This window comes from Endobacterium panacihumi (genome assembly GCF_050847465.1).
Lineage (GTDB): Bacteria > Pseudomonadota > Alphaproteobacteria > Rhizobiales > Rhizobiaceae > Neorhizobium > Neorhizobium panacihumi.
In genome coordinates this window covers 263,800-287,372 of the sequence record NZ_JBOZRA010000001.1, presented here as the reverse complement: position 1 = coordinate 287,372, position 23,573 = coordinate 263,800, and the positions used below count along the sequence as shown (strand labels likewise).

General features: G+C 59.3%; 25 protein-coding genes. 13 read left to right on the top strand and 12 right to left on the bottom strand.

What is annotated here, in order from left to right; translation table 11 throughout:
• Positions 1–61: 61 nt before the first annotated feature.
• The 3 genes from ACRQ1B_RS01360 (at position 62) to ACRQ1B_RS01350 (ending at position 1,534) form a co-directional block, all read left to right on the top strand.
• Positions 62–829 carry a TerC family protein gene (locus ACRQ1B_RS01360; RefSeq protein WP_432291880.1) on the top strand — a complete coding sequence of 256 codons (768 nt, stop codon included), beginning with the start codon at positions 62–64 and terminating at the stop codon, positions 827–829.
• Positions 830–926: 97 nt separating this feature from the next.
• Positions 927–1,256 (top strand): type II toxin-antitoxin system RelE/ParE family toxin, encoded by a 330-nt coding sequence (locus ACRQ1B_RS01355; protein ID WP_432293784.1) that lies wholly within the window; start codon positions 927–929, stop codon positions 1,254–1,256.
• On the top strand, positions 1,253–1,534 hold the full coding sequence (locus ACRQ1B_RS01350; protein ID WP_432291879.1) for a helix-turn-helix domain-containing protein: 282 nt from the start codon (positions 1,253–1,255) through the stop codon (positions 1,532–1,534). Before ACRQ1B_RS01355 ends, ACRQ1B_RS01350 begins: the two co-directional genes overlap by 4 nt.
• 9 nt (positions 1,535–1,543) lie before the next feature.
• Here the strand turns inward: ACRQ1B_RS01350 and ACRQ1B_RS01345 are convergent, their stop codons facing one another.
• Positions 1,544–2,086: a glutathione peroxidase gene (locus ACRQ1B_RS01345; RefSeq protein WP_432291878.1), complete on the bottom strand. Its 543-nt coding sequence runs from the start codon at positions 2,084–2,086 to the stop codon at positions 1,544–1,546.
• Positions 2,087–2,252: 166 nt separating this feature from the next.
• On the opposite strand from ACRQ1B_RS01345, the gene ACRQ1B_RS01340 reads away from it, so the two are divergent.
• From ACRQ1B_RS01340 to lysS, 3 genes are all read left to right on the top strand, one after another.
• A complete protein-coding gene (locus ACRQ1B_RS01340) occupies positions 2,253–4,025 on the top strand; it encodes an SLC13 family permease (protein ID WP_432293783.1) in 1,773 nt (590 codons plus the stop codon).
• A gap of 150 nt (positions 4,026–4,175) precedes the next feature.
• Positions 4,176–5,633: a glutamate--tRNA ligase gene (gene gltX / locus ACRQ1B_RS01335; RefSeq protein WP_432291877.1), complete on the top strand. Its 1,458-nt coding sequence runs from the start codon at positions 4,176–4,178 to the stop codon at positions 5,631–5,633.
• 225 nt (positions 5,634–5,858) lie between these two features.
• Positions 5,859–7,355, top strand: coding sequence for a lysine--tRNA ligase (gene lysS / locus ACRQ1B_RS01330; protein WP_432291876.1), 1,497 nt, complete (start codon positions 5,859–5,861; stop codon positions 7,353–7,355).
• Positions 7,356–7,709: 354 nt separating this feature from the next.
• Here the strand turns inward: lysS and ACRQ1B_RS01325 are convergent, their stop codons facing one another.
• A complete protein-coding gene (locus ACRQ1B_RS01325; protein ID WP_432291875.1) occupies positions 7,710–8,648 on the bottom strand; it encodes a hypothetical protein in 939 nt (312 codons plus the stop codon).
• A gap of 358 nt (positions 8,649–9,006) precedes the next feature.
• Here ACRQ1B_RS01325 and ACRQ1B_RS01320 point away from each other — a divergent pair, with 358 nt between their 5' ends.
• From ACRQ1B_RS01320 to ACRQ1B_RS01305, 4 genes are read left to right on the top strand one after another with little or no spacing between them, the layout of a single operon-like run.
• Positions 9,007–9,906, top strand: coding sequence for a metal ABC transporter substrate-binding protein (locus ACRQ1B_RS01320; protein ID WP_432291874.1), 900 nt, complete (start codon positions 9,007–9,009; stop codon positions 9,904–9,906).
• Positions 9,903–10,796 (top strand): manganese/iron ABC transporter ATP-binding protein, encoded by an 894-nt coding sequence (locus ACRQ1B_RS01315; RefSeq protein WP_432291873.1) that lies wholly within the window; start codon positions 9,903–9,905, stop codon positions 10,794–10,796. Before ACRQ1B_RS01320 ends, ACRQ1B_RS01315 begins: the two co-directional genes overlap by 4 nt.
• Positions 10,777–11,652, top strand: coding sequence for a metal ABC transporter permease (locus ACRQ1B_RS01310; protein ID WP_432291872.1), 876 nt, complete (start codon positions 10,777–10,779; stop codon positions 11,650–11,652). The genes ACRQ1B_RS01315 and ACRQ1B_RS01310 overlap by 20 nt, the downstream gene beginning before the upstream one ends.
• Positions 11,649–12,488 (top strand): metal ABC transporter permease, encoded by an 840-nt coding sequence (locus ACRQ1B_RS01305; protein WP_432291871.1) that lies wholly within the window; start codon positions 11,649–11,651, stop codon positions 12,486–12,488. Before ACRQ1B_RS01310 ends, ACRQ1B_RS01305 begins: the two co-directional genes overlap by 4 nt.
• A 51-nt stretch (positions 12,489–12,539) precedes the next feature.
• On the opposite strand, the gene tal is transcribed toward ACRQ1B_RS01305, so the two are convergent.
• Positions 12,540–13,505, bottom strand: a complete 966-nt coding sequence (gene tal, locus ACRQ1B_RS01300) for a transaldolase (protein WP_432291870.1) — start codon at positions 13,503–13,505, stop codon at positions 12,540–12,542.
• A gap of 191 nt (positions 13,506–13,696) precedes the next feature.
• On the opposite strand from tal, the gene ACRQ1B_RS01295 reads away from it, so the two are divergent.
• Both ACRQ1B_RS01295 and ACRQ1B_RS01290 read left to right on the top strand, forming a co-directional pair.
• A complete protein-coding gene (locus tag ACRQ1B_RS01295; protein ID WP_432293782.1) occupies positions 13,697–14,680 on the top strand; it encodes a sugar-binding transcriptional regulator in 984 nt (327 codons plus the stop codon).
• Positions 14,681–14,815: 135 nt separating this feature from the next.
• Positions 14,816–15,115 (top strand): hypothetical protein, encoded by a 300-nt coding sequence (locus ACRQ1B_RS01290; RefSeq protein ID WP_432291869.1) that lies wholly within the window; start codon positions 14,816–14,818, stop codon positions 15,113–15,115.
• Between the two features lie 6 nt (positions 15,116–15,121).
• On the opposite strand, the gene ACRQ1B_RS01285 is transcribed toward ACRQ1B_RS01290, so the two are convergent.
• The 4 genes from ACRQ1B_RS01285 to ACRQ1B_RS01270 form a co-directional block, all read right to left on the bottom strand.
• Positions 15,122–15,703: a dual specificity protein phosphatase family protein gene (locus ACRQ1B_RS01285; RefSeq protein WP_432291868.1), complete on the bottom strand. Its 582-nt coding sequence runs from the start codon at positions 15,701–15,703 to the stop codon at positions 15,122–15,124.
• Between the two features lie 90 nt (positions 15,704–15,793).
• Complete coding sequence (locus ACRQ1B_RS01280) at positions 15,794–16,060, bottom strand: PilZ domain-containing protein (protein WP_432291867.1); 267 nt, start codon at positions 16,058–16,060, stop codon at positions 15,794–15,796.
• 125 nt (positions 16,061–16,185) lie between these two features.
• Entirely contained in the window at positions 16,186–17,070 is an 885-nt protein-coding gene (locus ACRQ1B_RS01275; protein ID WP_432291866.1) for a methylated-DNA--[protein]-cysteine S-methyltransferase, read from the bottom strand.
• Positions 17,071–17,160: 90 nt separating this feature from the next.
• Positions 17,161–17,643, bottom strand: coding sequence for a DUF2244 domain-containing protein (locus tag ACRQ1B_RS01270; protein WP_432291865.1), 483 nt, complete (start codon positions 17,641–17,643; stop codon positions 17,161–17,163).
• Positions 17,644–17,678: 35 nt separating this feature from the next.
• Here ACRQ1B_RS01270 and nth point away from each other — a divergent pair, with 35 nt between their 5' ends.
• Positions 17,679–18,482 carry an endonuclease III gene (gene nth / locus ACRQ1B_RS01265; protein WP_432291864.1) on the top strand — a complete coding sequence of 268 codons (804 nt, stop codon included), beginning with the start codon at positions 17,679–17,681 and terminating at the stop codon, positions 18,480–18,482.
• Position 18,483: 1 nt separating this feature from the next.
• On the opposite strand, the gene ACRQ1B_RS01260 is transcribed toward nth, so the two are convergent.
• From ACRQ1B_RS01260 to ACRQ1B_RS01240, 5 genes are all read right to left on the bottom strand, one after another.
• Entirely contained in the window at positions 18,484–19,197 is a 714-nt protein-coding gene (locus ACRQ1B_RS01260) for a sulfate transporter family protein (RefSeq protein ID WP_432291863.1), read from the bottom strand.
• A 77-nt stretch (positions 19,198–19,274) separates the two neighbouring features.
• A complete protein-coding gene (locus ACRQ1B_RS01255; RefSeq protein ID WP_432293781.1) occupies positions 19,275–19,664 on the bottom strand; it encodes an ester cyclase in 390 nt (129 codons plus the stop codon).
• Positions 19,654–21,258, bottom strand: a complete 1,605-nt coding sequence (locus tag ACRQ1B_RS01250) for an FGGY-family carbohydrate kinase (RefSeq protein WP_432291862.1) — start codon at positions 21,256–21,258, stop codon at positions 19,654–19,656. Before ACRQ1B_RS01250 ends, ACRQ1B_RS01255 begins: the two co-directional genes overlap by 11 nt.
• Before the next feature lie 46 nt (positions 21,259–21,304).
• Positions 21,305–22,015, bottom strand: a complete 711-nt coding sequence (locus tag ACRQ1B_RS01245; RefSeq protein ID WP_432293780.1) for an HAD family hydrolase — start codon at positions 22,013–22,015, stop codon at positions 21,305–21,307.
• 5 nt (positions 22,016–22,020) lie between these two features.
• Positions 22,021–23,502, bottom strand: coding sequence for a mannitol dehydrogenase family protein (locus ACRQ1B_RS01240; protein ID WP_432291861.1), 1,482 nt, complete (start codon positions 23,500–23,502; stop codon positions 22,021–22,023).
• Positions 23,503–23,573: the final 71 nt, after the last annotated feature.

Below are 23,573 nucleotides of genomic sequence, written 5' to 3'. Positions count from 1 at the left end.
CTCCGAAACCGGCGACAATATAGCTTGTCCAACACCCGATGTTTCAGGAGAACATTACCCCATGCAAGACATCATGATGCTCATCCAGGATCCAACAGCCTGGGTCGCGCTCGTCACCCTTGTCGTCATGGAGGTGGTGCTCGGCATCGACAACCTGATCTTCATCTCGATCCTGACCAACAAGCTGCCGCCGGAACACCGTGACAAGGCCCGCAAGATCGGCATCGGCCTTGCACTGATCATGCGCCTCGGCCTGCTCGGCACCGTCGCCTGGATCGTCCAGCTCACCAATCCAGTCTTCGAGGTGTTCGGCCATCCCTTCTCGTGGAAGGACATGATCCTGATCGCCGGCGGCCTGTTCCTGCTCTACAAGGCAACCAAGGAAATCCATCACAGTGTCGATCCGATCGACCACAAGGACGACATGGTCGGCGCCGGCGAGAAGGTCGTGCAGATCACCTTCACCGCCGCCATCACCCAGATCCTCATTCTCGACCTGGTCTTCTCGATCGACAGCATCATCACCGCCGTCGGCATGACGCCGCATCTGCCGATCATGATCGTCGCCGTGGTCGCGGCCGTCACCGTCATGCTTCTGGCCGCCAACCCGCTCGCGAACTTCATCGAAAAGAACCCGACCATCGTCATGCTGGCGCTCGGCTTCCTGCTGATGATCGGCGCAACACTGATCGCCGAAGGTTTTGGCGTGCACGTACCGAAGGGCTACATCTACGCCGCCATGGCCTTCTCGGCACTGGTCGAGATTCTGAATATGGTCTCGCGCAACGCCAAGAAGAAGAAAAAGAGCGGCGAGACGACGCTGCATTAAGCAGGGTTCAAGACAGCGACAAAGACAAAGGGCGCCCATGCGGCGCCCTTTTCGTTGGCATATTGCCGAATAATACAAAATTTTGTATATTCGCCTCATGAAAGCCATTCGGTTTCTTGGGAGTGCCTTGCATGACCTGCGCGCTTTCCCGGAAGCGCCACGGCGCGAGGTCGGCTATCAGTTGGACAAGGTTCAGAACGGACTGAATCCATCCGACTGGAAGCCCATGCACACAGTCGGAAAGGGCGTTTATGAAATCCGGGTTCGAGACGAGACCGGCGCGTTCAGAGTGCTCTATGTCGCCAAATTTGCGGAGGCCATTTATGTGCTTCACTGCTTTCAAAAGAAGACGCAAAAGACCGGCAAGGCAGAAATGGACATTGCAGCGAAACGTTTTGGCGATCTGCTAAAGGAACGAGACCTATGAGCAATCATACTTTCGCAAACATCTGGGACGCCATCGAACAGGATCCGGCCGAAGCCGAAAACATGAAGCTGCGGTCTCACCTGATGATGTCGCTGGAACGGCATATCCGTTCGAAAAACTGGACACAGGCCGAAGCAGCGCGACTGCTGAAGGTAACTCAGCCGCGCATTTCCGATCTGTTGAACGGCAAGATCAGCCTGTTTTCTCTCGATACACTCGTCAACATGCTCGTGGCCTCTGGGTTGCGTGTCGAGATGCGGGTGAGTGAAGCGGCGTGATCCGCACCCTCACCCCTTCGCCAGTTCCCGTTCCAGCGCCGAAACCAGCCTGCTGTCCTGCGGCTCCACATCCGGCGCAAAGCGCGCAACGACACGACCATCGCGACCGATCAGAAACTTTTCGAAATTCCAGACGATCTCGCCACCATCCTTCAATTCCAGCCCAAGGGAGCGCAATCTCTCCTTCATCGGCCCGTCGCCTGTCGTCGGCAATTCGACGGAAGTCAGCGCCTTGTAAAGCGGATGCTGGTCCCGTCCCTTCACCGAAATCTTTGAAAAGATCGGAAACTTCACGTCATAGGTCAGCTGGCAGAATTCGACGATTTCCGCATCCGTGCCCGGTTCCTGCTCCTTGAAATTGTTGGCCGGGAAAGCCGCGATTTCGAACCCTTCGCCGCGCTTCTCGTAAAGCTTTTCCAGCCCTTCATATTGCTTGGTCAGTCCGCATTTGGAAGCGACGTTGACCACCAGCAAGACCTTGCCCTTGTATTCGGAGAGCGAAGTCTGGCGCCCGTCGGCCAGCGTGACGGGGATGGACAGAATATCGGCCATGGAAATCTCCTGGTGCGGCAATGCGGATGGCCGCACTCTAGTCCTCGGCTCGCCATTGTCCAAGACGGTAAAAACCCGCAACCCGTCGCGGTTGTTTGAAACATTTTTGCGGCTCAGGCATTATCTCGCCACTTTCGTGCCTCCCCTCGCATCCTCCCGGAGCTTCATGACCACGCAGCAGATCCTCGCCTTTGCCGTTATCGCGGCGATGATGGCCGTCTTCATCTGGGATCGCTTTCGGTATGATGTCGTGGCCTGTTGCGCGCTGGTTCTGGCGGTGGCACTGGGCGTGGTACCGTTCGACAAGGCGTTTTCCGGCTTTTCCGACGATATCGTCATCATCGTCGGCTCCGCGCTGATCGTGTCGGCCGGTGTCGCCCGTTCCGGCGTCGTCGACACGGCGATCAAAAAGTTCTTTCCCAACCTCAATTCGCTGCACACACAGCTGGCGCTCCTGATGATCGTGGTGGCGGTCCTCTCTGCGTTCATCAAGAATATCGGCGCGCTGGCGATCATGATGCCGGTCGCCTTCCAGTTCGCCAAGAAATCCGGCGTCTCGCCGTCAAAGTACCTGATGCCGATGGCGTTTTCTGCGCTGCTCGGCGGCTTGATGACGCAGATCGGAACCTCGCCCAATATCGTTGTCTCGCGAATCCGCGAGGAACTGACCGGCGCGTCCTTCACCATGTTCGATTTCACCCCGATGGGGGTGATCCTCTGTGTCGTCGGCATCACCTTTTTGCTGTTCTTCCACTGGCTGGTGCCGAGCCGCACCAAGCAGACCAACTCGCTGGAAGAAGCCGTCGAAATCAGCAATTACACATCGGAAGTGACGATCACGCAGCAATCGACCGTACTGGAAAAGGCACTTGGCGAGCTTTTGAAACTCGGCGATGGCGAGGTCATTTCCAATGCCGTCCTGCGCGGCACATCGCGCATGGCACCCTTCCCCGACCTGAAGCTGCGGGAAAACGATATCGTGCTTCTCGAAGGCCCGTCCAAGGCGCTGGACCGCATCGTTTCTGGTGCAAAACTGCAGCTGTCGGGCAAGCCGCTGATGGAAAACGGCAAGGACCAGGCGGACGTGATTTCCATCGAGGCAATCATCAGCCAGGAATCGCCGCTCAAAGGCTTGTCCGCCAAGGAACTGGCACTTTCTTACACACGCGGCGTCAATCTTCTCGCCATCAGCCGCCATGGCGAACGCGTCAAGGAAAGGCTGGCCAACCTGACGCTTGCCGCCGGCGACGTGATCGTTTTGCAGGGGTCTCGCAAGAACATGCCGGGCGTGATGCAGGATTTTTCCCTGTTTCCCCTCGCCCAGCGCGAAGTGCTGCTCGGCACGCGTCGGCGCGCCGTCATTCCGCTGATCATTCTGGTGCTGGCCATGGCCGCCACCGCCGTCGGCCTCGCCCCGGTTCCGGTCGCGTTTTTTGCGGCAGCGCTCGGCATGGTCGTCTTCCGCGCCATTCCGCTCACCGATTTCTACAAGTCGGTGGATGGCCCGATCCTCGTCATGCTGGCGGCGCTGATCCCGGTCTCCGACAGCCTGCGCACGACCGGCGGCAGCGAACTGATCGCCAACTGGCTGGGTCAGGCGGCGGCAACGCTACCCGCCTGGGGTGCCCTCGGCCTCATTCTTGTCACCGCCATGGCCGTCACCCCCTTCCTCAACAACGCCGCCACCGTGCTGGTCATGGGCCCGATTGCGGCAAGCTTTGCGACCAATCTCGGTTTCAGGCCGGAAGCGTTTCTGATGGCGGTAGCAATCGGCGCCGGCTGCGATTTCCTCACTCCCGTCGGCCATCAGTGCAACACACTGGTGTTTGGTCCGGGCGGCTACAAATTCTCCGATTATCCGAGGCTTGGCCTGCCGCTCTCTTTCCTGATCATATTCGTGAGCATCCCGGCATTGCTCTATGTCTGGCCAGTCAGTTGAGCGCGGTAACAGACTGCTAGGGCCGTTGCCCCCAAAAACCTTGACGCTGTCCCCTGAATATGGCCTAAGCCTGCACCAATCCCTATTCCCGGAACAGGCTTGGCGCCGCCCTATCTCTACGGGCAGCGCGCCTTGAAAAAGAGCAGCACAATGATCCATCCGACCCCGCGCGTCCGTATCGCCCCCTCGCCGACCGGCGAACCCCATGTCGGCACCGCCTATATCGCCCTTTTCAACTACCTCTTCGCCAAGAAGCATGGCGGCGAGTTCATCCTGCGCATCGAGGATACCGACGCCACCCGCTCGACCCTCGAATTCGAAGAACGCGTTCTGGATGCGCTGAAATGGACAGGCCTGACATGGGCGGAAGGCCCGGATGTCGGCGGCCCTTACGGCCCGTACCGCCAGTCCGAACGCAAGGACATGTACCAGCCCTACGCGCAGGACCTGCTCGACAAGGGCCACGCCTTCCGCTGCTTCTGCACGCCAGAACGGCTCGAGCAGATGCGCGAAGGCCAGCGCGCCGCCGGCAAGCCGCCGAAATACGATGGTCTGTGCCTCAGCTACAGCGCCGAGGAAGTCACGTCCAAGATGGCCGCCGGCGAGCAGTCCGTCGTGCGTATGAAAATCCCGACCGAAGGGTCTTGCGATTTCACCGACGGCGTTTACGGCGACGTATCGATCCCGTGGGATTCGGTGGACATGCAGGTGCTCATCAAGGGCGACGGTATGCCGACCTATCACATGGCAAACGTCATCGACGACCATCTGATGAAGATCACCCACGTCGCGCGCGGCGAGGAGTGGCTGGCGTCGGTGCCAAAACATATCCTGCTGTATCGTTATTTCGGCTGGGAAGCACCGGTGTGGATGCACCTGTCGCTGATGCGCAATGCCGACAAGTCAAAACTGTCGAAGCGCAAGAACCCCACATCCATCAGCTATTACTCCGCGCTGGGCTACCTGCCGGAAGCGCTCATGAACTTCCTCGGCCTCTTTTTCGTGCAGATCGCCGAAGGCGAAGAGCTGCTGACCATGGAAGAGCTGATCGGAAAATTCGATCCGGAAGCGCTGTCCAAGGCCGGCGCGATTTTCGACCTGCAGAAGCTCGACTGGCTGAACGGCCGCTGGCTGCGCGAGAAACTCACGCCGGAAGAGTTCGTTGCCCGCACGCTGGAATGGGCGATGGAAAACTCCCGCCTGACCGAGGGCTTGAAGCATTCGCAGAGCCGCATCACCAAGCTCGGCGATCTGCCGAACCTTGCCGGCTTCCTGCTCGCCGCCGACGTCAACCTGACGCCCGCCTCGTTTGCGGGCCTGAAGACGTCTCCGGAAGATACGCTGCTGATCATCAACACGGTTCAGGCCGATATCGAGAAGATGATCGAGTGGAACGTGGAGGCGATCGACGCCGAACTGCGTGCCGTTGCCGACAAGCTGGAGAAGAAACTGCGCGTCGTCACGCCGCCGCTGTTCATCGCCATGTCCGGCTCGCAGCGCTCGCTGCCGCTGTTTGACAGCATGGCGATCCTCGGCCGCTCGGTGGTGCGCCAGCGTTTGAAGATTGCGGCGACTGTTGTTTCGTCCATGGTGGGCGACGGGAAGTAAAGCTGCGCAGCTACGTTGCGAACTGGTGAGTTCCCTCACCGTCGTCATCCTCGGGCTTGACCCGAGGATCCATGTCCAAGCCCTCTGAGGCCTCGGATGGAAACGTATGCGAGCAGCCAGAATGGATCCTCGGGTTAAACCCGAGGATGACGAATTCGGTGGGTGGCGCACCACACAAGCGACCACCCGGCAGAAAACAGACACCAGCCCTTAAAGGCGAACACGATGACCGACACAAAGACCGAAACCGCCCTCTCCTCCGACGCCACCGAAGTGCGCGCCCAGAAGCTTGCAAAGCTGCGCGAAACCATCGGCGACGTTTATCCGGCGCATTTCCACCGCACCATCACCAACGCGGAACTGGCGGAAAAATACAAGGACCTCGAGGCCGACGTCGAAACCACCGATGTCGTCACCGTTGCCGGTCGCGTTTATTCCTCGCGCAACTCGGGCATGTTCATGGACATCCATGACGCCGGCGGCAAGATCCAGATCTTTTCGCACAAGGACGTGACGCCGGAAGAAGCCCGCAACATGCTGGCGATGATCGACCTTGGCGACATTATCGGCGTCACCGGCATCGTGCGCCGCACCAAGCGTGGCGAGCTGTCGATCAGCGCCCGCGAAATCACCATGCTGACCAAGTCGCTGCTTCCGATGCCGGAAAAGTGGAACGGCATTGCCGATGTCGAAATCCGTTATCGCAAGCGTCACCTCGACATCATGAGCAACGAGGAATCGAAGCTGCGCTTCCAGCAGCGCTCAAAAATCGTGTCCGGCATCCGCCGCTTCATGGAAAACGACGGCTTCATGGAAGTCGAAACACCGATGCTGCATTCCGTTTATGGCGGTGCCACGGCCGATCCGTTCAAGACCCATCACAACACGCTGAAGCAGGACATGTACCTGCGCATCGCGCCGGAACTGTTTTTGAAGCGCACGCTGGTCTCCGGCCTCACCGACAAGGTTTTTGAGGTCAACCGGAACTTCCGCAACGAAGGCGTTTCCACCCGGCACAATCCTGAATTCACCATGATGGAATGCTACTGGGCCTATGCCGATTACGAGGACATCATGGACCTCGTGGAACGCATGTTCGCCGAACTGGCGGAAAAGATCCACGGCTCCACCGAGTTCATGTACGGCGACACGGAAATGTCGTTCAAAGGCCCGTTCAAGCGCGTGCCCATGCCCGACGCCGTCAAGGAAGTCACTGGCATCGACTTCCTCGCCATGAAGACCGACGAGGAAGCCCGCACCGCCGCCAAGGCTGCCGGTTTCGAAGTCGAGAAGGACTGGACATGGGGCGAATGCCTGGCCTTCATCTTCGAGGAAAAGGTCGAGGGCACGCTGATCCAGCCGAGCCACGTCACCCATTTCCCGAAGGACATTTCGCCCTTCGCCAAGGAAGTGCCGGGCGAACCGCGCCTCGTCGAGCGTTTCGAGACCTATTGCAACGCCTGGGAACTGGGCAATGCGTTTTCCGAACTGAACGACCCGGAAGAGCAGCGCAAGCGCATGGTCGAACAGCTGGAACAGGCCCACGCCCGCGGCGAGAAAGACAAGCAGCTCGACGACGAGTTCCTGGATGCGATCGACCAGGGCATGCCGCCGGCCGGTGGCCTCGGCATCGGCGTAGACCGCCTGACCATGCTTTTGACCAACGCACCGTCTATCCGCGACGTCATCCTGTTCCCGGCCCGCAAGGCCAAGGCGGATTGAGGTTATCTTGGGAACGCGCATCCGCGGGGTGCGCGTCTCGGCCCATCAAACGAAAACGGCGTCGCTGAAGTTCAGTGGCGCCGTTTTCGTTCGTGTATATAACCCGCGCAGCTGGCTAAAAGGCCCCGCGACGGAGAGCAACACCCCTCCTCCGTCATCCTCGCCCTTGTGGCGGGGATCCAGCCAGCCCAAGCTCTTGGGCTGAAAAACTCCCTCGCCGCGCAGACGCGCGTCGGCTAGATTCCTGTGACAAGCACAGGAATGACGGAGGGGAAGCCTGAATGATGGAGAAGAAGTTTTCGCGTCAGCAATAATTCTGAAGAGGCGTCTGATCGCCAGCCCCGGCAGACACCATCAATGCCCCGTCGGCTCGGTCACTTTCGGCATTTCCGGCTCGGCCTCATGACCGGCTTTTTCCGCCGGGTGCTCGCCTGCCGCCGCCGTCGTGTTCCCGTCGATAACCGGCGCTTCGTCTTTCTTGTCTCCAAAAAACATGCCGGTGATGGAGCTAAGAAAACCCTTGTCCTGCGGTGTAGAGGCAACCACCTCGCCGCCATCCGGCGGCCCATGTCCTTCAGCGGAAGGCGCATCATGCCCCTCGGCAGGTGCTTCACCATGGCCTTCTGCCGGAGGTGCTTCACCATGCCCGGCAGCCTCACCGCCGCCATGGCCGGTCTCGGCGCCCTTGGTTTTGGCGGAACCGCCATGGCCACCCTCGGACCCGGCAACGACCGGCTCGATGCAATCGGCAAAATCGGTCAGACCAGCCGCCATGCCGTCGATATCCTCGTAAGGAAGATCGACACGCATGCCGTAATATTGGCCCGTCTCATCGGCCGCGCCATCGAGATAGAAGGCCGCGAGCGGATGGTTCATCACGCCGTCGGGCACCTTTGAAGGATCAGGCGTGTAGATGACCTGCGCGCCGATGGCGCGGCCGCGCATGGCGGCACGGTCGGTCGGGCCGGACTTGTCGAGAACGGCGACCTGCACGAGATCGGCCTTTTCCGCCTTCTGGACGGCCTTGGCGACACGAACCGCCGTGCGGATACGCGCCGGACCGTCACCGGTATCGGCGACGACATATTTGCGCACCCAATATTGATGATCACGCTTGATTTTCACCGTCTGCACGGTGGAACAGGTCAGTCCGTTGATATTGGCGGAAGAGGAGCCGAGCAATCCGGCATGGCTGGCGTAAAGCGCTGCCGCACCGCTGCCACCGCCGAAAACGACGATGCCACCGAGGATCAAGGCAAGCTTGCGCGAGAGCCGGATCTTGATGCCTTTCACGTACCAAGCCCCGGCATGGTCTACCCCAATTACTCAACTACACATCTGGAATACAGTGCCGATATTCACCTACTCCTATTGAGGAAACTTTAATCCGCTAATGTTTTCCACGCGAAAATCCTGCCAATATTGGTTGTATCCGTACCGGAATGGGCCAAATGGCTGCATTCGCCGCGCCTGACGCGTATCCCCACGCCGTTCTCCATTCAATGATCCCCTTCACCAATCGTTCGCATGTCGCACACCGGCAGCGAGACGCGAGAGTCTCTTATTGCGAATAATTCGCAATAGCATTGACAGGATCAAAATCTGCGCTAGTCTCACTTGCAAATGACTTGCAACAGCAGAAACGGTTTCCATGTCTCTTTTGAGAATTGCATGCCTCGTTACCGGTCTCATCGCCCTGCCCTTCGCCGCGCAGGCCCAGAATGCATCGGGTGAGAAGCCAAAGGTCGTCACCACCTTCACCATCATTGCCGATATGGCGAAAAACGTTGCCGGTGATGCCGCCACCGTCGAAAGCATCACCAAGCCGGGTGCCGAGATCCACAATTACCAGCCGACGCCGCGTGACCTTCTCCGCGCCCGCGATGCCGATCTGGTCCTGCGCAACGGCCTCAATCTGGAACTCTGGTTCGAGCGGTTCCTGAAAAACCTCGGCGACGTGCCGAGTGTCACTGTTTCGGATGGCGTCACCCCGATGGCGATTGCCGGCGGCGCCTATCAGGGCAAGCCAAACCCGCATTCATGGATGTCGCCGGACAATGCGCTGATCTATGTCGAGAACATCCGCAAGGGTCTGGCACAGGTCGATCCGACCCATGCCGAGGTCTATGCAGCCAATGCCAAGGCATATTCGGACAAGATCCGCGCGCTCAGCCAGCCGATCCGCGAGGAACTGGCAAAACTGCCGGAAAACCATCGCTGGCTGGTGACGAGTGAGGGCGCATTCTCCTATCTCGCCCGCGATTTCGGCTTGAAGGAGCTTTATCTCTGGCCGGTTAATGCCGACAGCCAGGGCACGCCGCAGCAGGTGCGATCGGTCATCGATGCCATGCGCGAGCATGATGTGAAGGTGATCTTTTCGGAAAGCACCGTCTCCGACAAGCCGGCAAAACAGGTCGCCTCGGAAACAGGCGCTGCTTACGGCGGCGTGCTTTATGTGGACTCGCTCTCGGAAGCCGACGGCCCGGTGCCGACCTATCTCGATCTTCTGCGCGTTACCTCGGAAACCATTGCAAAGGGTCTCGCACAATGATGATGGGCAGCGTCAAGCCGGTCAGCACCGGCATCAAACTCGACAATGTCAGCGTCGCCTATCGCAACGGCCATACGGCGCTGAAACATGCCAGTTTCGAAGTGCCGAAGGGCACGATCACGGCGCTTGTCGGCGTCAACGGCGCCGGCAAGTCCACGCTGTTCAAGGCGATCATGGGTTTTGTCTCGGTCAACGAGGGCAGCGTCGAAATCCTCGCCATGACCGCGCGCGAGGCGCTGAAAAAGAACCTCGTCGCCTATGTGCCACAGTCGGAAGAGGTCGACTGGGATTTTCCCGTCCTCGTCGAGGACGTGGTGATGATGGGCCGCTACGGCCACATGAATTTTCTCCGCATTCCCTCCCGTCGTGACCATGAGATGGTGACCCAGGCCCTGAAACGGGTGAACATGGAGGAATACCGCAAACGCCAGATCGGCGAGCTTTCGGGCGGTCAGCGCAAGCGTGTGTTCCTCGCCCGCGCATTGGCGCAGGAAGGTCAAGTGATCCTGCTCGACGAACCCTTTACCGGCGTCGACGTGACCACCGAAGAACAGATCATCACGCTGTTGAAGGCATTGCGTGATGAAGGCCGCGTGATGCTGGTCTCCACTCACAATCTCGGCAGCGTGCCGGATTTCTGTGACCGCACCGTCTTCGTCAAGGGCACCGTGCTGGCCTACGGCAAGACCGAGGACACGTTCAACGAGGCCAATCTGGAAAAGGCCTTTGGCGGCGTGTTGCGCCATTTCATCCTCGGCGGCCGCGACCTGCATGACGATGAAGACCCGCGCCACGTCAAAGTCTTTACCGACGACGAACGGCCTTACGTCACCTACGGCAACGGAAAAGAGAAGCAGACGGAGGCCAAAAATGCTCCAGACGCTTCTTGAGCCTTTTACCTACGGCTACATGCTCAACGCCATCTGGGTTTCAGCCCTTGTCGGCGGCGTCTGTGGTTTTCTCTCCGCTTATCTGATGTTGAAAGGCTGGTCGCTGATCGGCGATGCGCTCTCGCACTCCATCGTTCCGGGCGTTGCCGGCGCCTTCATGCTCGGCCTGCCCTTCTCCATCGGCGCATTCCTGTCCGGCGGGCTTGCCGCCCTCGCCATGCTGTTCCTCAACCAGCGCACGCGGCTGAAGGAAGACGCCATCATCGGCCTGATCTTCACCTCCTTTTTCGGGCTTGGCCTCTTCATGGTGTCGCTGTCACCCACCTCGGTCGATATCCAGACCATCGTTATGGGCAATGTTCTTGCCATTTCTCCAGGTGACACGCTGCAACTGGTCATCATCGGCACGGTCAGCCTCGTCGTGCTGGCATTGAAATGGAAGGACCTGATGGTCGCCTTTTTCGATGAAAACCACGCCCGCACGATCGGCCTCAAACCCGATGCGCTGAAGGTGATGTTTTTCGCCCTGCTCGCCGCCTCCACGGTCGCCGCCATGCAGACCGTCGGCGCTTTTCTCGTCGTCGCCATGGTCGTCACGCCCGGTGCCACCGCCTATCTGCTGACCGACCGTTTTCAACGCGTCATCGTGATGGCGCTCGCCATTGGTGCCGGCACCAGCTTTCTCGGCGCATACCTGTCCTATTTCCTCGACGGCGCCACCGGCGGCATCATCGTTGTCGCCCAGACGGTCATCTTCCTGCTTGCCTTTGTTTTCGCGCCGAAACACGGCATGCTCGCCTCGCGCCGCCGCCTGAAGGCCTCATTGGAAGAAGCCAGCCCGGAGGCAGCACAATGAGCGACACAATCGACCTCCTGCTTTTTCCCTTCCAGATCGATTTCATGCGCACCGCCTTTGCCGTGACGCTGATGATCGCACTGCCGATGGCCATTCTCTCCTGCTTTCTCGTGCTGAAAGGCTGGTCGCTGATGGGCGATGCCGTCAGCCATGCCGTGCTGCCGGGCGTGGTCATCGCCTATATTCTGGCGATCCCGCTTTCGATCGGCGCTTTCGTGGCGGGCATGGTCTGCGCGCTGGCGACGGGTTTTTTGAAGGAAAACAGCCGCATCAAGGAAGACACCGTGCTCGGCATCGTGTTTTCCGGCATGTTCGGCCTGGGCCTGGTGCTGTACGTCAAGGTTCAGGCGGATGTACATCTCGACCACATCCTGTTCGGCGACATGCTCGGCATCCTGCCCTCCGACCTGATCGAAACCACCCTGATCGCCATCGCCTCGACGATCTTCCTGCTGATCTTCCGCAAGGACCTGCTTGTCCACGCTTTCGATGAACAGCATGCCAAGGCGATCGGCCTGCCGACACGCATCCTGCATTACGGCCTGCTCGCCGTCCTGTCGCTGACGGTCGTCGGCGCCCTGAAGGCCATCGGCATCATCTTGTCCGTCGCACTTCTGGTCGCCCCCGGCGCCATCGCCTTCCTGCTGACCCGCCGCTTCACCAGCATGATGATCACCGCGGTGGCCGTCGCTCTCGGATGCTCGCTCGGCGGCATTTATCTCGCCTTTTTCCTCGACAGCGCGCCTGCCCCGACCATCGTGCTGCTGATGACGGCGATGTTCATCCTCGCCTTCATCAAGACGGTGGTGACAGCAAAAAGAATGACAGCCTCCTGAACGCAAAAAGGCCCGCCAATGGCGGGCCTTTGCAATCGAAGCGAAAAACAATCAGGCAGCAGCGAGCTGCAGTTCCTTCTTCACCAGATCGCGCAGGGCAACGAGGTCCTTGGCGAACAGGCGAATACCGTCCGACAGCTTTTCGGTCGCCATCTGGTCTTCGTTCAGCATCCAGCGGAAAGTCTTTTCGTCCATCTTGATCGGGGCAACGGCCTCGAACTTTTCAGGAGACAGCTTGCGCTCCAGCGTGCCTTCGGCCTTGTCCAGCTCGTCGAGCAGGTTCGGCGCAATCGTCAGGCGGTCGCAACCGGCCAGCGCTTCGATTTCGCCGACATTGCGGAACGAGGCGCCCATGACGATCGTGTTGATGCCATTGGCCTTGTAGTAGTTGTAGATCGAACGGACCGACACAACACCCGGATCGGTTTCCGACGTGTAGTCCTGGCCGGTCGCCTTTTTGTGCCAGTCGAGGATACGGCCGACAAAAGGCGAAATGAGAAATGCCTTGGCGTCGGCTGCGGCCACCGCCTGAGCGTGGGAGAAAAGAAGCGTCAGGTTGCAGTCGATGCCTTCGGCCTGCAGCTTTTCGGCAGCCTTGATGCCTTCCCAGGTGGAGGCCAGTTTGATGAGAATGCGGTCACGCTCGATGCCGCGCGCCTTGTAGGCGGCAATGATCTCGTGCGCCTTCTTGATCGAGGCTTCGGTGTCGAAGGAGAGGTCGGCATCCACTTCGGTCGAGACGCGGCCCGGAACGATGGCAGCAAGGGCAGCGCCCACGTCGATGGCGAGACGGTCGGCCACGGCTGCGGCGACGGCGTCAGCATCGCCACCCTGTGTGCGGCCCCAGGCAACGGCTTCCTTCACCTTGTCGGCGAAGATGGACGTGTTGATCGCTTTGAGCACGATCGACGGGTTGGTGGTGCAATCCACCGGCTTCAGGCGTGCAACGGCTTCGATGTCACCGGTATCGGCGACAACGGTGGTCATGGCGCGCAGTTGCTCTAGTTTCGATGTCATCCGGAAAATCCTCGCTTTTGAAAACCCAACGCCCAATGGCGTTTCCGATCCCTGGACAGTTATCGAGATAACATCCGGGGAAGGTCAAGAAGTCAAGACATTTGTCTTCTTGAATTGACATATGTTCCATCCATGACGATATCATGGCATGGAAACGAGATAGTGCGCCTGCGGGCAAAAGCGAGGATGCCTTGGTCAAACTCAGACGCGACACCCATGCCGCCGCCTCGGACGCGAGCTCGCAGCGCTTGCGCGCCGCATGGCTCTATTACAATCAAGGCCTGACCCAGAAGGACGTCGCCGAACGGCTCGGCATCAGCCGCTCCACCGTCATCCGCATGCTGGACGAGGCGATGAAACGCTCGGAAGTGCAGATCTGGATCAGCGAGGGTGTCGATAGCTGTCTGGAACTGGCGACCCGGCTGGAACGCGCCTACGGGCTGGATGAAGCGGTCGTCGTGCCCGCCCCGAAAGACGACAGCGCCGAGGCACTGGCCAGCGCCGTCGGCCTCGCGCTCGGGCAGTTTTTGTCGGAAGTCGTGCAGAACGACATGACGATCGGCGTCGGCTGGGGCCGCACCATGACAGCCTCCCTCTCCAGCTTCCGCCCGCCGCGCCGGGAAAACTGCAAGGTCGTGTCGCTGCTCGGCGGCATCGTCGCAGTCCAGAAAACCAATCCCATCGATTTCACCTGGCGGTTTGCCGGGCAGCTGGGAGCGGAATGTTTCATGTTTCTGGCACCGCTTCTGGTCGATAGTGTTGCCACCAAACGTGCGCTGATCGAAAAATGCGGCCTCGATGCGGTCTATGATCTCGCTGAAACCCTCGACCTCGCCGTCGTCAGCTGCGGCGATATCGGCCCGCATTCGACCTCGCTGTCGGAGGGTTTTATCTCGAAGGCCGAACTTGATCGGCTTATTGCGGCGGGCTGCGTTTGCGACACGATGTTCAATTTTTTGGATGCAGATGGAAAATCGGTCGACCAAAAACTCAACGAACGGGTGATGTCGATCGATCTCGACACGCTGAAAAAGGCCAAACACGTCGTGCTTTCCTCCGGCGGCGCCCATCGCGCCACCGCCATCCGCGCCACGATCCGGCGGGTGGGGTGCAATACGCTGATCACCGATGAAGCGGCAGCGATGGAATTGTTACGGCTGCTCGATGTCGATTGAGCGTTCCACGTCGGCATCGCCGACACCGTAAAACAGCAAAAAGCATCAACGAAAACAATTTTTAATTGATTTAACCCAAACAATAATGCAACCTATGAGAGCTTATCTTCAATTCACACCGAAGGGAGAAATGAGATGGCCGTAACACGCATTATCGCCGGTGTTGTCGATGGCAACGGCAACATCATATCGGGAGGTGACGATTTCCAGGTGAACAGACCAAACACCGGCGAATATCAGATCAACTTCTATAACGGGTTTTCAGAGATACCGGCAGTCGTCGGTTCTCAGGTCCTCTACGGGAGCGACCAGCAAAGCTCGGCCGACAATATCGTGTTTCCCTTTGTCAGCCGCCTGGCATTCACTGCCTTGACGGGCAATGGCCAAGGCACTCACGACAACCGCAGTTTTGCGTTTATCGCAGCAGGCAATTGAGGTCGTTCACCCCTCAATGCCGTAATGCCGCTCCAACTGATGCCAGCTCTCATCCATTGCGTAAGCCGCCGAAATCAGCGGAATGCCCACGTGACCGAACAGGATGGAAAGCTGCCGTTCCGCCTGATGTTCCGGCAGACCGGCGATCTGGTTGCTGTAAATGACCGAAACAAGCCCGGTGCGATCGGCACCTGAAAGGCAATGGATGAGAATGGGTTTGGGCGCATTCTTCAAAAGCGCCACCAGTCTGTCGGCTTCCGGCCCGGTCAGTTGCTTGTAGGCGGACATGCGAAAATCGATGTGGCGGATATCGAGCTTGCTGGCCGTAGCCACTTCATCGGCGTACCAGGCCTGATCATCGTTCTCGCCGCGCAGATTGACGATGGTGCGGATACCATATTGCTGGACATAATGTTCGATCTGGTCCGGCGTCGGCTGTGCGGAGCGATAAAGCTCACCGGCAATGACCGTGTGAAAATTGCCGCTGACCTGCAGGAAACAGAGATAACCGCCACCCGCGAGCAGGAGTGAGAGGAGCCCGGCACCAGCCCACCGCAGAAAAGGCTGCCTTGGGGTTTTGAACATCATGCCATCCGCTCCACCTAGGAGGCAGGCTGAACCTGCCGGTGAAAAGCGGATAGAAGAGGAAGCTGACAGGATGCTGAAAGCAAAACGCGGTCAGGACTTCAGCGCAGGATCCATGGCGTCGTGAAATTCCACACCGATCGCATTGATGCGCCGCCAGCGGATTTCGCAATCAAAACTGCGACCATCGGAAAGGGTCAGATTGAATCTTTCGGGAACGGCCAACGCGTTCTCGACCTTGATCTGTGCGCCCCCCTCGGACATTTCCCTGACGATACAGTCAAAGGACGAGTGGCCGTCATTGAATATGATCTTGGCGCCCAGAAACGCTCTCGATCGGGGGAACCTGCGCTCTTGCACGGTCACGATCTCCATTGTTTTGGAGACCCTGTACAATTGCGAGCAACTATTGCAAAACCCCACAAAAGTGCCTGTAACTTCTTGTCATAAATGACAAATTTCTAATTTCTCGGACGCCGGTCCGGTTAGGCGCTGCCCGCCTCCCAGCCCAAAATTGCCCGCTTTCGTGTCAGCCCCCAGTGATAACCCGTCAGCGCGCCGCTTTTGCCCACGGCCCTATGGCAGGGCACGACAAAGGAGATCGGGTTGGCACCCACAGCCGCCCCCACTGCGCGGCTTGCCGTCGGCTGGCCGATATCGCAGGCGACATGTGAATAGGTCACCGCCTTGCCGAACGGAATTTTGAGCAGGCTGCGCCACACCCTCACCTGAAAATCGGTGCCGATCAGCACAACCTGCAAGGGCCGTTCCGCCGACCATTGGGAACGGTCGAAGATGCGGACGATGTAACCGGCTGTGCCTGCGCCATCTTCTATATAGGCCGCATTCGGCCAGCGCCGGGTCATGTCGTCGAGACAGGCCTGTTGATCCTCGAAACCATCGGCGAAGGCGAGACCGGCAAGACCACGATCGGTCGCCATGACAAGCGCCCGGCCGAATGGCGAGGGATGAAAACCATAGCGGATCGTCAGCCCACCGCCCTTGGCCTTCCACTCGCCAGGCGACATCGCCTCGTGGGTGACAAAAAGGTCGTGCAGACGACCGGGACCGGAAAGACCAAGCTCGTATGACGTTTCCAGAAGCGGCAGTTTTTCCGCTCCGAGCAGCCGTTTCGCGTGGTCCAGCGTCACCGCCTGCAGAAAGGCTTTTGGCGAAAGGCCTGCCCAGCGCGTAAAAACCTTCTGCAGCTGCGTCGGCGACTGGCCGAGTTCGGCAGCGATGGTTTCGAGCGAAGGCTGAGCGCGGTAATCCAGCGTGATCAGTTCGATCACCCGGCGAACGGTATCGTAATCCATGCCTTCGGGTGTCACATCGATCGGCGGATCAGAAATTTTTGCAAGAGCGTTCATCTCGTCTCTCCTTTGTCCGGAAGATGGCCTCGAACAGCCCGGCGCACCACCCGTTTCTTGCTGTTCTGCAGGAGATTTCATCGCTGTCGGTCAGATTCTGCGTTTCACCGTAGCAAGCGCGCCCTTGAAAGCCTTGGCAAAACTTTCGCGATCATCGGGGTTTAGAAACGAGCCGACATCCGTTCGCCTGCCCTCACCTGAAACATGCATGGCGGTGATACCGAATTCCTCGTGCCGGGACACGCCAAAACGCGCCCAGAACGGGTTGAAACAATGTTCGACCGTGCGGCCGGCCGGGGAGATCTTTCGGATAGAGAGATTGCTGCGCGTCACGGTCACCTGTTCTCGCGCCCGGCCGGAGCGGTAGTTCAGCCGGAAGGCGCCGTAGAGAAGAAGGAAATCCAGCCCGAAAAACAACCCAACCGGCCACGCGCCGTTCACCATGAAAAACAGGCCATAAAACAGGCAGATGGCGCCCGAAACAGCCAGCATCACGCGAAAACCCTTTCGCCCGAGCGAGCGGTGCGCGGTGAGTTCGGCGGCAAAAACCGGCGTTTCTTCGGAGGCATCCACGTTGCTTTTCTCCGGGTCGGATGGCACTAAAAGCCATGGCCATTTCCAAGCGCAATTCCAGCACTCAAACCTTGCAAAAGTCAAATGCGACACCGGTGACCCGCCGCCGCAAGCCCCTGCCGCGATCCGCCTATTCGAACGAGGAGCGGGTGGAAATGTTTCGGCGCTTCTCCATCCAGCGGCCGGAACCGAAAGGCGAGCTGGAACATGTGAACCCGTTCACGCTGGTGGTCGCGGTGGCGCTTTCGGCGCAGGCGACCGATGCCGGGGTGAACAAGGCGACACGCGAACTGTTCAAAATCGCCGACACGCCGGAAAAGATGCTGGCTTTGGGCGAAGACGGCGTCATCGCGCACATCAAGACGATCGGGCTGTTTCGCAACAAGGCGAAGAACGTCATCGCGCTCTGTCGCATGCTCATCGAAAAATTCGGCTCGGAAGTGCCGAAGACCCGTGAAGAATTGGTGATGCTACCGGGCGTCGGCCGCAAGACGGCAAACGTGGTGATGTCCATGGCCTTTGGCGTGCCGACAATGGCCGTCGACACCCACGTCTTTCGTATCGCCAACCGCATCAAACTCGCGCCCGGCAACACGCCGGATGATGTGGAAGACAATCTGATGCGGGTGATCCCGGAACAGTATCTTTACCACGCGCATCACTGGCTGATCCTGCATGGACGTTACACCTGCAAGGCCCGGCGGGCCGAATGCGAACGTTGCGTGATCGCCGATCTGTGCAAATATCCGGCAAAAAGCAATGACATCCCGGCGCCGCTGGTGGAACTGCCACCACAGATGATCGGCGAGGTCATCGCAGACGCCCTCGCCGAAAGCTGAGTTACCCGACGAAACCCGGATCGCGTTTCGACAGCGCCTTGTGCAGATGCACCATCAGGCCGGCGGCGAACAGCGGCGTCAAAAGGTTGACGAAGGGGATGGCCAGGAAACCGGCGATCAGCATGCCGGCGAGAAACACCGTGGAAGAGTGTTTGGCGCGAAACGCCTTGGCTTCCGCAACCGGGCGAAAACGCATGGCGGCAAATTCGAAAAACTCGCGGCCAAGCAGGTAACCGTTGACCAGAAAGAAGGCGATCAGGTTGACGCCGGGGATGAACAGCATCAAGAGCGCGATGATGTTGCCGACGATGACGACGCCCAGAAACTGGATCGAACCGACGATGGCCTGACCGAGCGGCAGTTCCTTGCCCGGCTGATCGGCGGGGTAATCACGCTTTTCGATCACTTGCGCCACATCATCGAGAAAAAGGCCGGCAATCAGCGCTGTGACCGGCGCGATCAGCAAAGCCAGCGCCAGCGCCAGACCGACCCCGAACAGGATGCCCGCAATCAGCGCCAGAAAACCGCCGAATTCGGGCATGGACGGCAGGAAGGCCGCGAACCATGGCCAGACATAGGTGAGCAGAACCTCGCGCAGACCGAACCAGAGACCGGCAAGGATGAGCAGCGTCAGCCCCAGCATTTTCAGGAAAACGGAACGGCTTTCGGGGGCGAAAAGGTTTGTCAGCGAGCGGCGTGCGGCGTCGAGGATCATCGGCGTCTCCTTGGTTCCGGCCAGATATGGGATTTGTGAAGTGTTTCAGCAAGATACGCGCATCACTGCGACGCGATTTAGCCGAGCTGCGCTTCGATAGCCACCTTGTCGAGGACAGAGCGCACATCGACAATCCGACCATCCTCGAAACGATAGAACACGTTTTCGGAAAACCGGATGCGCCGGCCGTTCACAATCAGCCCCAGAAAACGCCCCTTGGGCGAACAGTCAAAGGCAAGCCGGCTGGCCACATGCGGCGTATCACACACCAGAAGATCGATATTGAAGCGCAAATCGGGGATCTGCTCGAAATCGTTGATCAGCATGGTGCGATAACCGGCAAGCCCGAGGAACCGCCCGTTGTGATGAGCGTTTTCACCGACAAAATCACCGAGATTGTTCCAGTCCTGCCGGTTCAGGCAGTCGATATAACCGCGATAGATGTCGGCGAGTTCATCAGGCGTCATCATCGAGCCTTCGCAATTCCTCGCGATGCCGGACCATGGCGAGGAACCGTTTGTAATCGCGGCCATAGGCCTTTGTCCGTGCCGGATCGGCGGCGTGTTCCGCCCAGCCCTGATCCATGGCACCGGCTGCCGCCTGCAGGGTGTCGTAAAGACCGCCGGCAACCGCCGCCGCCATGGCCGTCCCCAGCAACACGGCATCCTTCGTGTTAGGCACGACCACTTTGCGGCCAGTCACATCAGCGTAGAGTTCCAAAAGAAGCGGGTTCTGCACATGGCCACCGGTAATGTGCAGCGTCTCGAATCGATAACCGTATTGCGCCAGCGCCTCGAGGATGTGGCGGATGCCGAGCGCAATCGCCACGCAGGTGCGCCAGTAAACGCGGCAGAGACCATCGAAAGACGTGTCGAGCGTCAGACCGGAAATCACGCCTGTCGCGCGCGGGTCGGCAAGCGGCGAACGGTTGCCGTGAAAGTCCGGCAGGATGTTGAGATCGGGGGCGAGATTGCCGCCCTCCTCTGCCCTGAGTTCGCCGATCCGCGAAACGATGCGGGCATGCAGGTCGAGCGTCGGCTCGCCGCCGGCGGCATGCATGCGTACGATATGGTCGAGCAGTGCGCCGGTGGCCGATTGCCCGCCTTCCACCAGCCAGTGGCCGGGCAGAAGCGCATCGTAATACGGCCCCCACAGACTCTGGCCGGGTTTTGGCTGGCTGTTGAGCGCGACGATGCAGCTGGATGTCCCGGCAATCAGCGCCACGCTCTGCTCCAGTGCCCCGACATCTTTCGCTTTTTCATCCGCGGCCTTGCCCAATGCCCCGAGCGCACCGGCATAGGCATCGATCATGCCCGAGGTGACCACGCATTTGGTGTCGAGACCGAGATCGCCGGCGGCCTGTTTCGTCAGGCGCCCAATAACACCACCAACGGGCACGGTGTCTTCCGAGAGACTGGCTCGCTCCAGTAGATCCTCAAGACCCGCAAGCGCCAGAAAATCGGCCTGCCAGCCGGTTTTTTCGTGGGAAAGATAGTTCCACTTAGACGTCAGCGTGCAGCGCGAGCGCGTCGTCGATCCGGTCGCCTTCCATGTCAAAAAGTCGGCGAGATCGAAGATGAAGCCCGTCTTCGCCCAGGTATCCTTGTGATGCCGTTTCAGCCACATCAGTTTTGGCATCTGCATTTCCGGCGACAGCGTTTCGCCGGAATATTTCAGTACAGGGTGGCCTGAGGCATTGAGGATTTCGGCTTCACCGATGGCACGGTGATCGAGCCAGACGATTGTGTCGAAACGGTTTTCGCCGCGCGGCGAGACGGCCAACGGCTTGGCCCTTTTATCGCGCACGACCAGCGAACAGGTGGCGTCGAAACCGAGCGCGGCGACCTGATCTGCGGCAATGCCTGCCTCGGTCAAAGCGGTGCGCACGGCGCCGCAACAGGCAGCCCAGATGTTTTCGCTATCGTGTTCGGCGTGGTTTTCGCGTGGCCGGATCATCTCGATCGGCTGCTTGGCGCGTGACAGCAATCGCCCGGCGCGATCGAAAACCGCAGCCCGCGCGCTCGTGGTGCCGACATCCACCGCGACGATATGATCACGCATACGGATTGGTTTCCTGCCCCTTATGCCCCCGCAAAACCTCTAGCGCTCAAAGCGAGCTGGAGGCAACGAGTCCCTTGTGACCGTTGAATTGTTTTTGGACAAGGTGGAGCAAATCCGGCATCGCGTCAAATATTGCATCGGGCTGAAGTGCTTCGATGCGTTCACGATAACCGGCAACATGGGTGTGAGAACCGCCTGTGAAGGCGAGCGCCGTCATGCCGGCCCGCTGTGCCGCCTCGATACCGGCGGGACTGTCTTCCACGACGATGCAGTTGGCGGGGTCATAGCCCATCTTTTCCGCTGCAAAGAGGAAGAGGTCTGGCGCAGGCTTGCCGTTTTCGACCATGGAAGCGCTGAAAATGTTCGGCTCGAACTTGTCGAGAAGACCGGTCAGGGAAAGCGACAGGCGGATACGCTCCGGCTGGCTGGAGGATGCGACGCAATGGTCGCAACCGAGCTTATCGACCGTCACGGCAATGTCTTTGATCGCCTGTAACTCGGTGTGAAAGCGTTCGTAGAGATCAACACGCAGCCCCTCCAGAAATTCCGGGCCTGTGTGAAATCCGTATTCCTCGTCCATGACCTGCGTCATGGTGGCGAGGCTGCGGCCGAGGAAGCGGCTATAGGCCTCCTCCTCGGCCATATCGATGCCGTGGCGATTGAGCGCTGCGACGAGAACACGAACCGAAACCGGTTCGCTGTCCACAAGGACCCCGTCACAATCGAAAATCACCAGCGGCCGGTCATTCATGGCGATAGCCTTTACTTGACCAGTTCGTCGGCGAGATAGAGTTCCAGCGTCTTGGCTGTTCCCTGTTCCCAGAGCGTCTTCAGCGCATGCGCAAAACGCTTGCGGAACAGATCGTTCTTCGAGACTTCGCCAAAGATCTCGTCGAACACCAGGAAGGCATCCGGATCGTCCTTGGCCTTGATGGCGGCGGCCTGCAGCTTTTCGGCGCTGGCGTCATTGAAGACGATCTTGCGACCCGAATCCGAGGTGCCAGCAAAATAACGGCACCACAGGGCAGAGACCAGCGAAAGGCCCACAATGTCGTCACCCTTGGCGAGACGGTCCCGCGTCGAGGGCAGGATGAACTTCGGCTGGCGGTTGGAGCCATCCTGCGCCAGACGCGGAATGGTGTCGCCGATCTTCGGGTTGAGGAAACGGCGCTCGATCAGATCGAAATAATCGTCGAGGCTGGTATTGGGTACCGGCGGCACGATCGGGATGATCTCTTCCTTCTCCAGCTTGGCAAGGAAGGCGCGGATCAGCGGGTGTTCCATCGCTTCATGCACGAAGTGGATGTCGAGAAGTTCGCCCGGATAGGCGATCGTCGCATGACCGCCGTTGAGGATGCGCAGCTTCATCAGCTCGTAAGGCGCAACGTCGGGCACGAACTGCACGCCGACCTCTTCCAGCGCCGGGCGGCCGAGCGGGAACTTGTCTTCCATCACCCACTGCTTGAACTCTTCGCAGAACACCGGCCAGTTGTCGTCGATGTTGAAATCGTTCTTCAGGATGTCGATTTCGCGCTGGCCGGTGGCCGGCGTGATGCGGTCGACCATCGAATTCGGGAAAGCGACGTTCTCATGGATCCAGTGGGCGAAATCCGCATCCGACAGCTTTGCCAGACCGATGACCGTGCTTTCCGTCACCTCACCATTGCCCGGGATGTTGTCGCAGGACATGATCGTGAACGGCGCGATGCCACGTTCCTTGCGAACCTTCAGGCCTGCAAGGATCAGACCGAACACGGTTTTTGGTGCTGTCGGGTTCTTGGCATCCTCGACCATGGCCGGATGGGCCGGATTGAAATGGCCGGCCGCATCGATGAAATAACCGCCCTCGGTGATCGTCATGGAAACGATACGCGTGGTCGGGTCGGCCAGCTTTTCGATCAGCGCCGCAGTCTCGCCCGGTGCGATGATGTCGATCATCGGTGCGGTGACGCGGGCACCGGTCTTGTTGTTGTCCTGTTCGACAACGGTGGTCAGGAAATCCTGGCTTTTAAGTTTTTCGCGCATGGCGGCGTCGGACGGCATGACGCCGGCACCGGTGATCGCCCAGTCATGACCCTTGCCGGTGTTGAACAGGTCATCGAGATAGATCGCCTGATGGGCGCGGTGAAAGTTTCCGACGCCGAAATGCACGATGCCATGGCTCAGCGACTTCGGATCATAGGCGGGGATGGCAGCTGTTGCCTTGGCCTCATTCAGCGTGGCCAGCGAAAGTTTTACGGTCATGGTCTCGGTCCTCGAAGGTCCTAGAATATCAAATACATGCGTGATCGCCCCAAACGGGCGGTCAGCGAGAG

Excerpts from the sequence above, each read along its gene's own strand:
- ACRQ1B_RS01360 (WP_432291880.1), top strand. The coding sequence starts at position 62 with ATGCAAGACATCATGATGCTCATCCAGGATCCAACAGCCTGGGTCGCG.
- nth (WP_432291864.1), top strand. The coding sequence starts at position 17,679 with ATGGCCATTTCCAAGCGCAATTCCAGCACTCAAACCTTGCAAAAGTCA.
- ACRQ1B_RS01355 (WP_432293784.1), top strand. The coding sequence starts at position 927 with ATGAAAGCCATTCGGTTTCTTGGGAGTGCCTTGCATGACCTGCGCGCT.
- ACRQ1B_RS01285 (WP_432291868.1), bottom strand. The coding sequence starts at position 15,703 with ATGATGTTCAAAACCCCAAGGCAGCCTTTTCTGCGGTGGGCTGGTGCC.
- ACRQ1B_RS01275 (WP_432291866.1), bottom strand. The coding sequence starts at position 17,070 with ATGAACGCTCTTGCAAAAATTTCTGATCCGCCGATCGATGTGACACCC.
- ACRQ1B_RS01320 (WP_432291874.1), top strand. The coding sequence starts at position 9,007 with ATGTCTCTTTTGAGAATTGCATGCCTCGTTACCGGTCTCATCGCCCTG.
- ACRQ1B_RS01315 (WP_432291873.1), top strand. The coding sequence starts at position 9,903 with ATGATGATGGGCAGCGTCAAGCCGGTCAGCACCGGCATCAAACTCGAC.
- ACRQ1B_RS01305 (WP_432291871.1), top strand. The coding sequence starts at position 11,649 with ATGAGCGACACAATCGACCTCCTGCTTTTTCCCTTCCAGATCGATTTC.
- ACRQ1B_RS01310 (WP_432291872.1), top strand. The coding sequence starts at position 10,777 with ATGCTCCAGACGCTTCTTGAGCCTTTTACCTACGGCTACATGCTCAAC.
- tal (WP_432291870.1), bottom strand. The coding sequence starts at position 13,505 with ATGACATCGAAACTAGAGCAACTGCGCGCCATGACCACCGTTGTCGCC.
- ACRQ1B_RS01240 (WP_432291861.1), bottom strand. The coding sequence starts at position 23,502 with ATGACCGTAAAACTTTCGCTGGCCACGCTGAATGAGGCCAAGGCAACA.
- ACRQ1B_RS01350 (WP_432291879.1), top strand. The coding sequence starts at position 1,253 with ATGAGCAATCATACTTTCGCAAACATCTGGGACGCCATCGAACAGGAT.
- ACRQ1B_RS01260 (WP_432291863.1), bottom strand. The coding sequence starts at position 19,197 with ATGATCCTCGACGCCGCACGCCGCTCGCTGACAAACCTTTTCGCCCCC.
- gltX (WP_432291877.1), top strand. The coding sequence starts at position 4,176 with ATGATCCATCCGACCCCGCGCGTCCGTATCGCCCCCTCGCCGACCGGC.
- ACRQ1B_RS01340 (WP_432293783.1), top strand. The coding sequence starts at position 2,253 with ATGACCACGCAGCAGATCCTCGCCTTTGCCGTTATCGCGGCGATGATG.
- lysS (WP_432291876.1), top strand. The coding sequence starts at position 5,859 with ATGACCGACACAAAGACCGAAACCGCCCTCTCCTCCGACGCCACCGAA.
- ACRQ1B_RS01250 (WP_432291862.1), bottom strand. The coding sequence starts at position 21,258 with ATGCGTGATCATATCGTCGCGGTGGATGTCGGCACCACGAGCGCGCGG.
- ACRQ1B_RS01255 (WP_432293781.1), bottom strand. The coding sequence starts at position 19,664 with ATGACGCCTGATGAACTCGCCGACATCTATCGCGGTTATATCGACTGC.
- ACRQ1B_RS01290 (WP_432291869.1), top strand. The coding sequence starts at position 14,816 with ATGGCCGTAACACGCATTATCGCCGGTGTTGTCGATGGCAACGGCAAC.
- ACRQ1B_RS01345 (WP_432291878.1), bottom strand. The coding sequence starts at position 2,086 with ATGGCCGATATTCTGTCCATCCCCGTCACGCTGGCCGACGGGCGCCAG.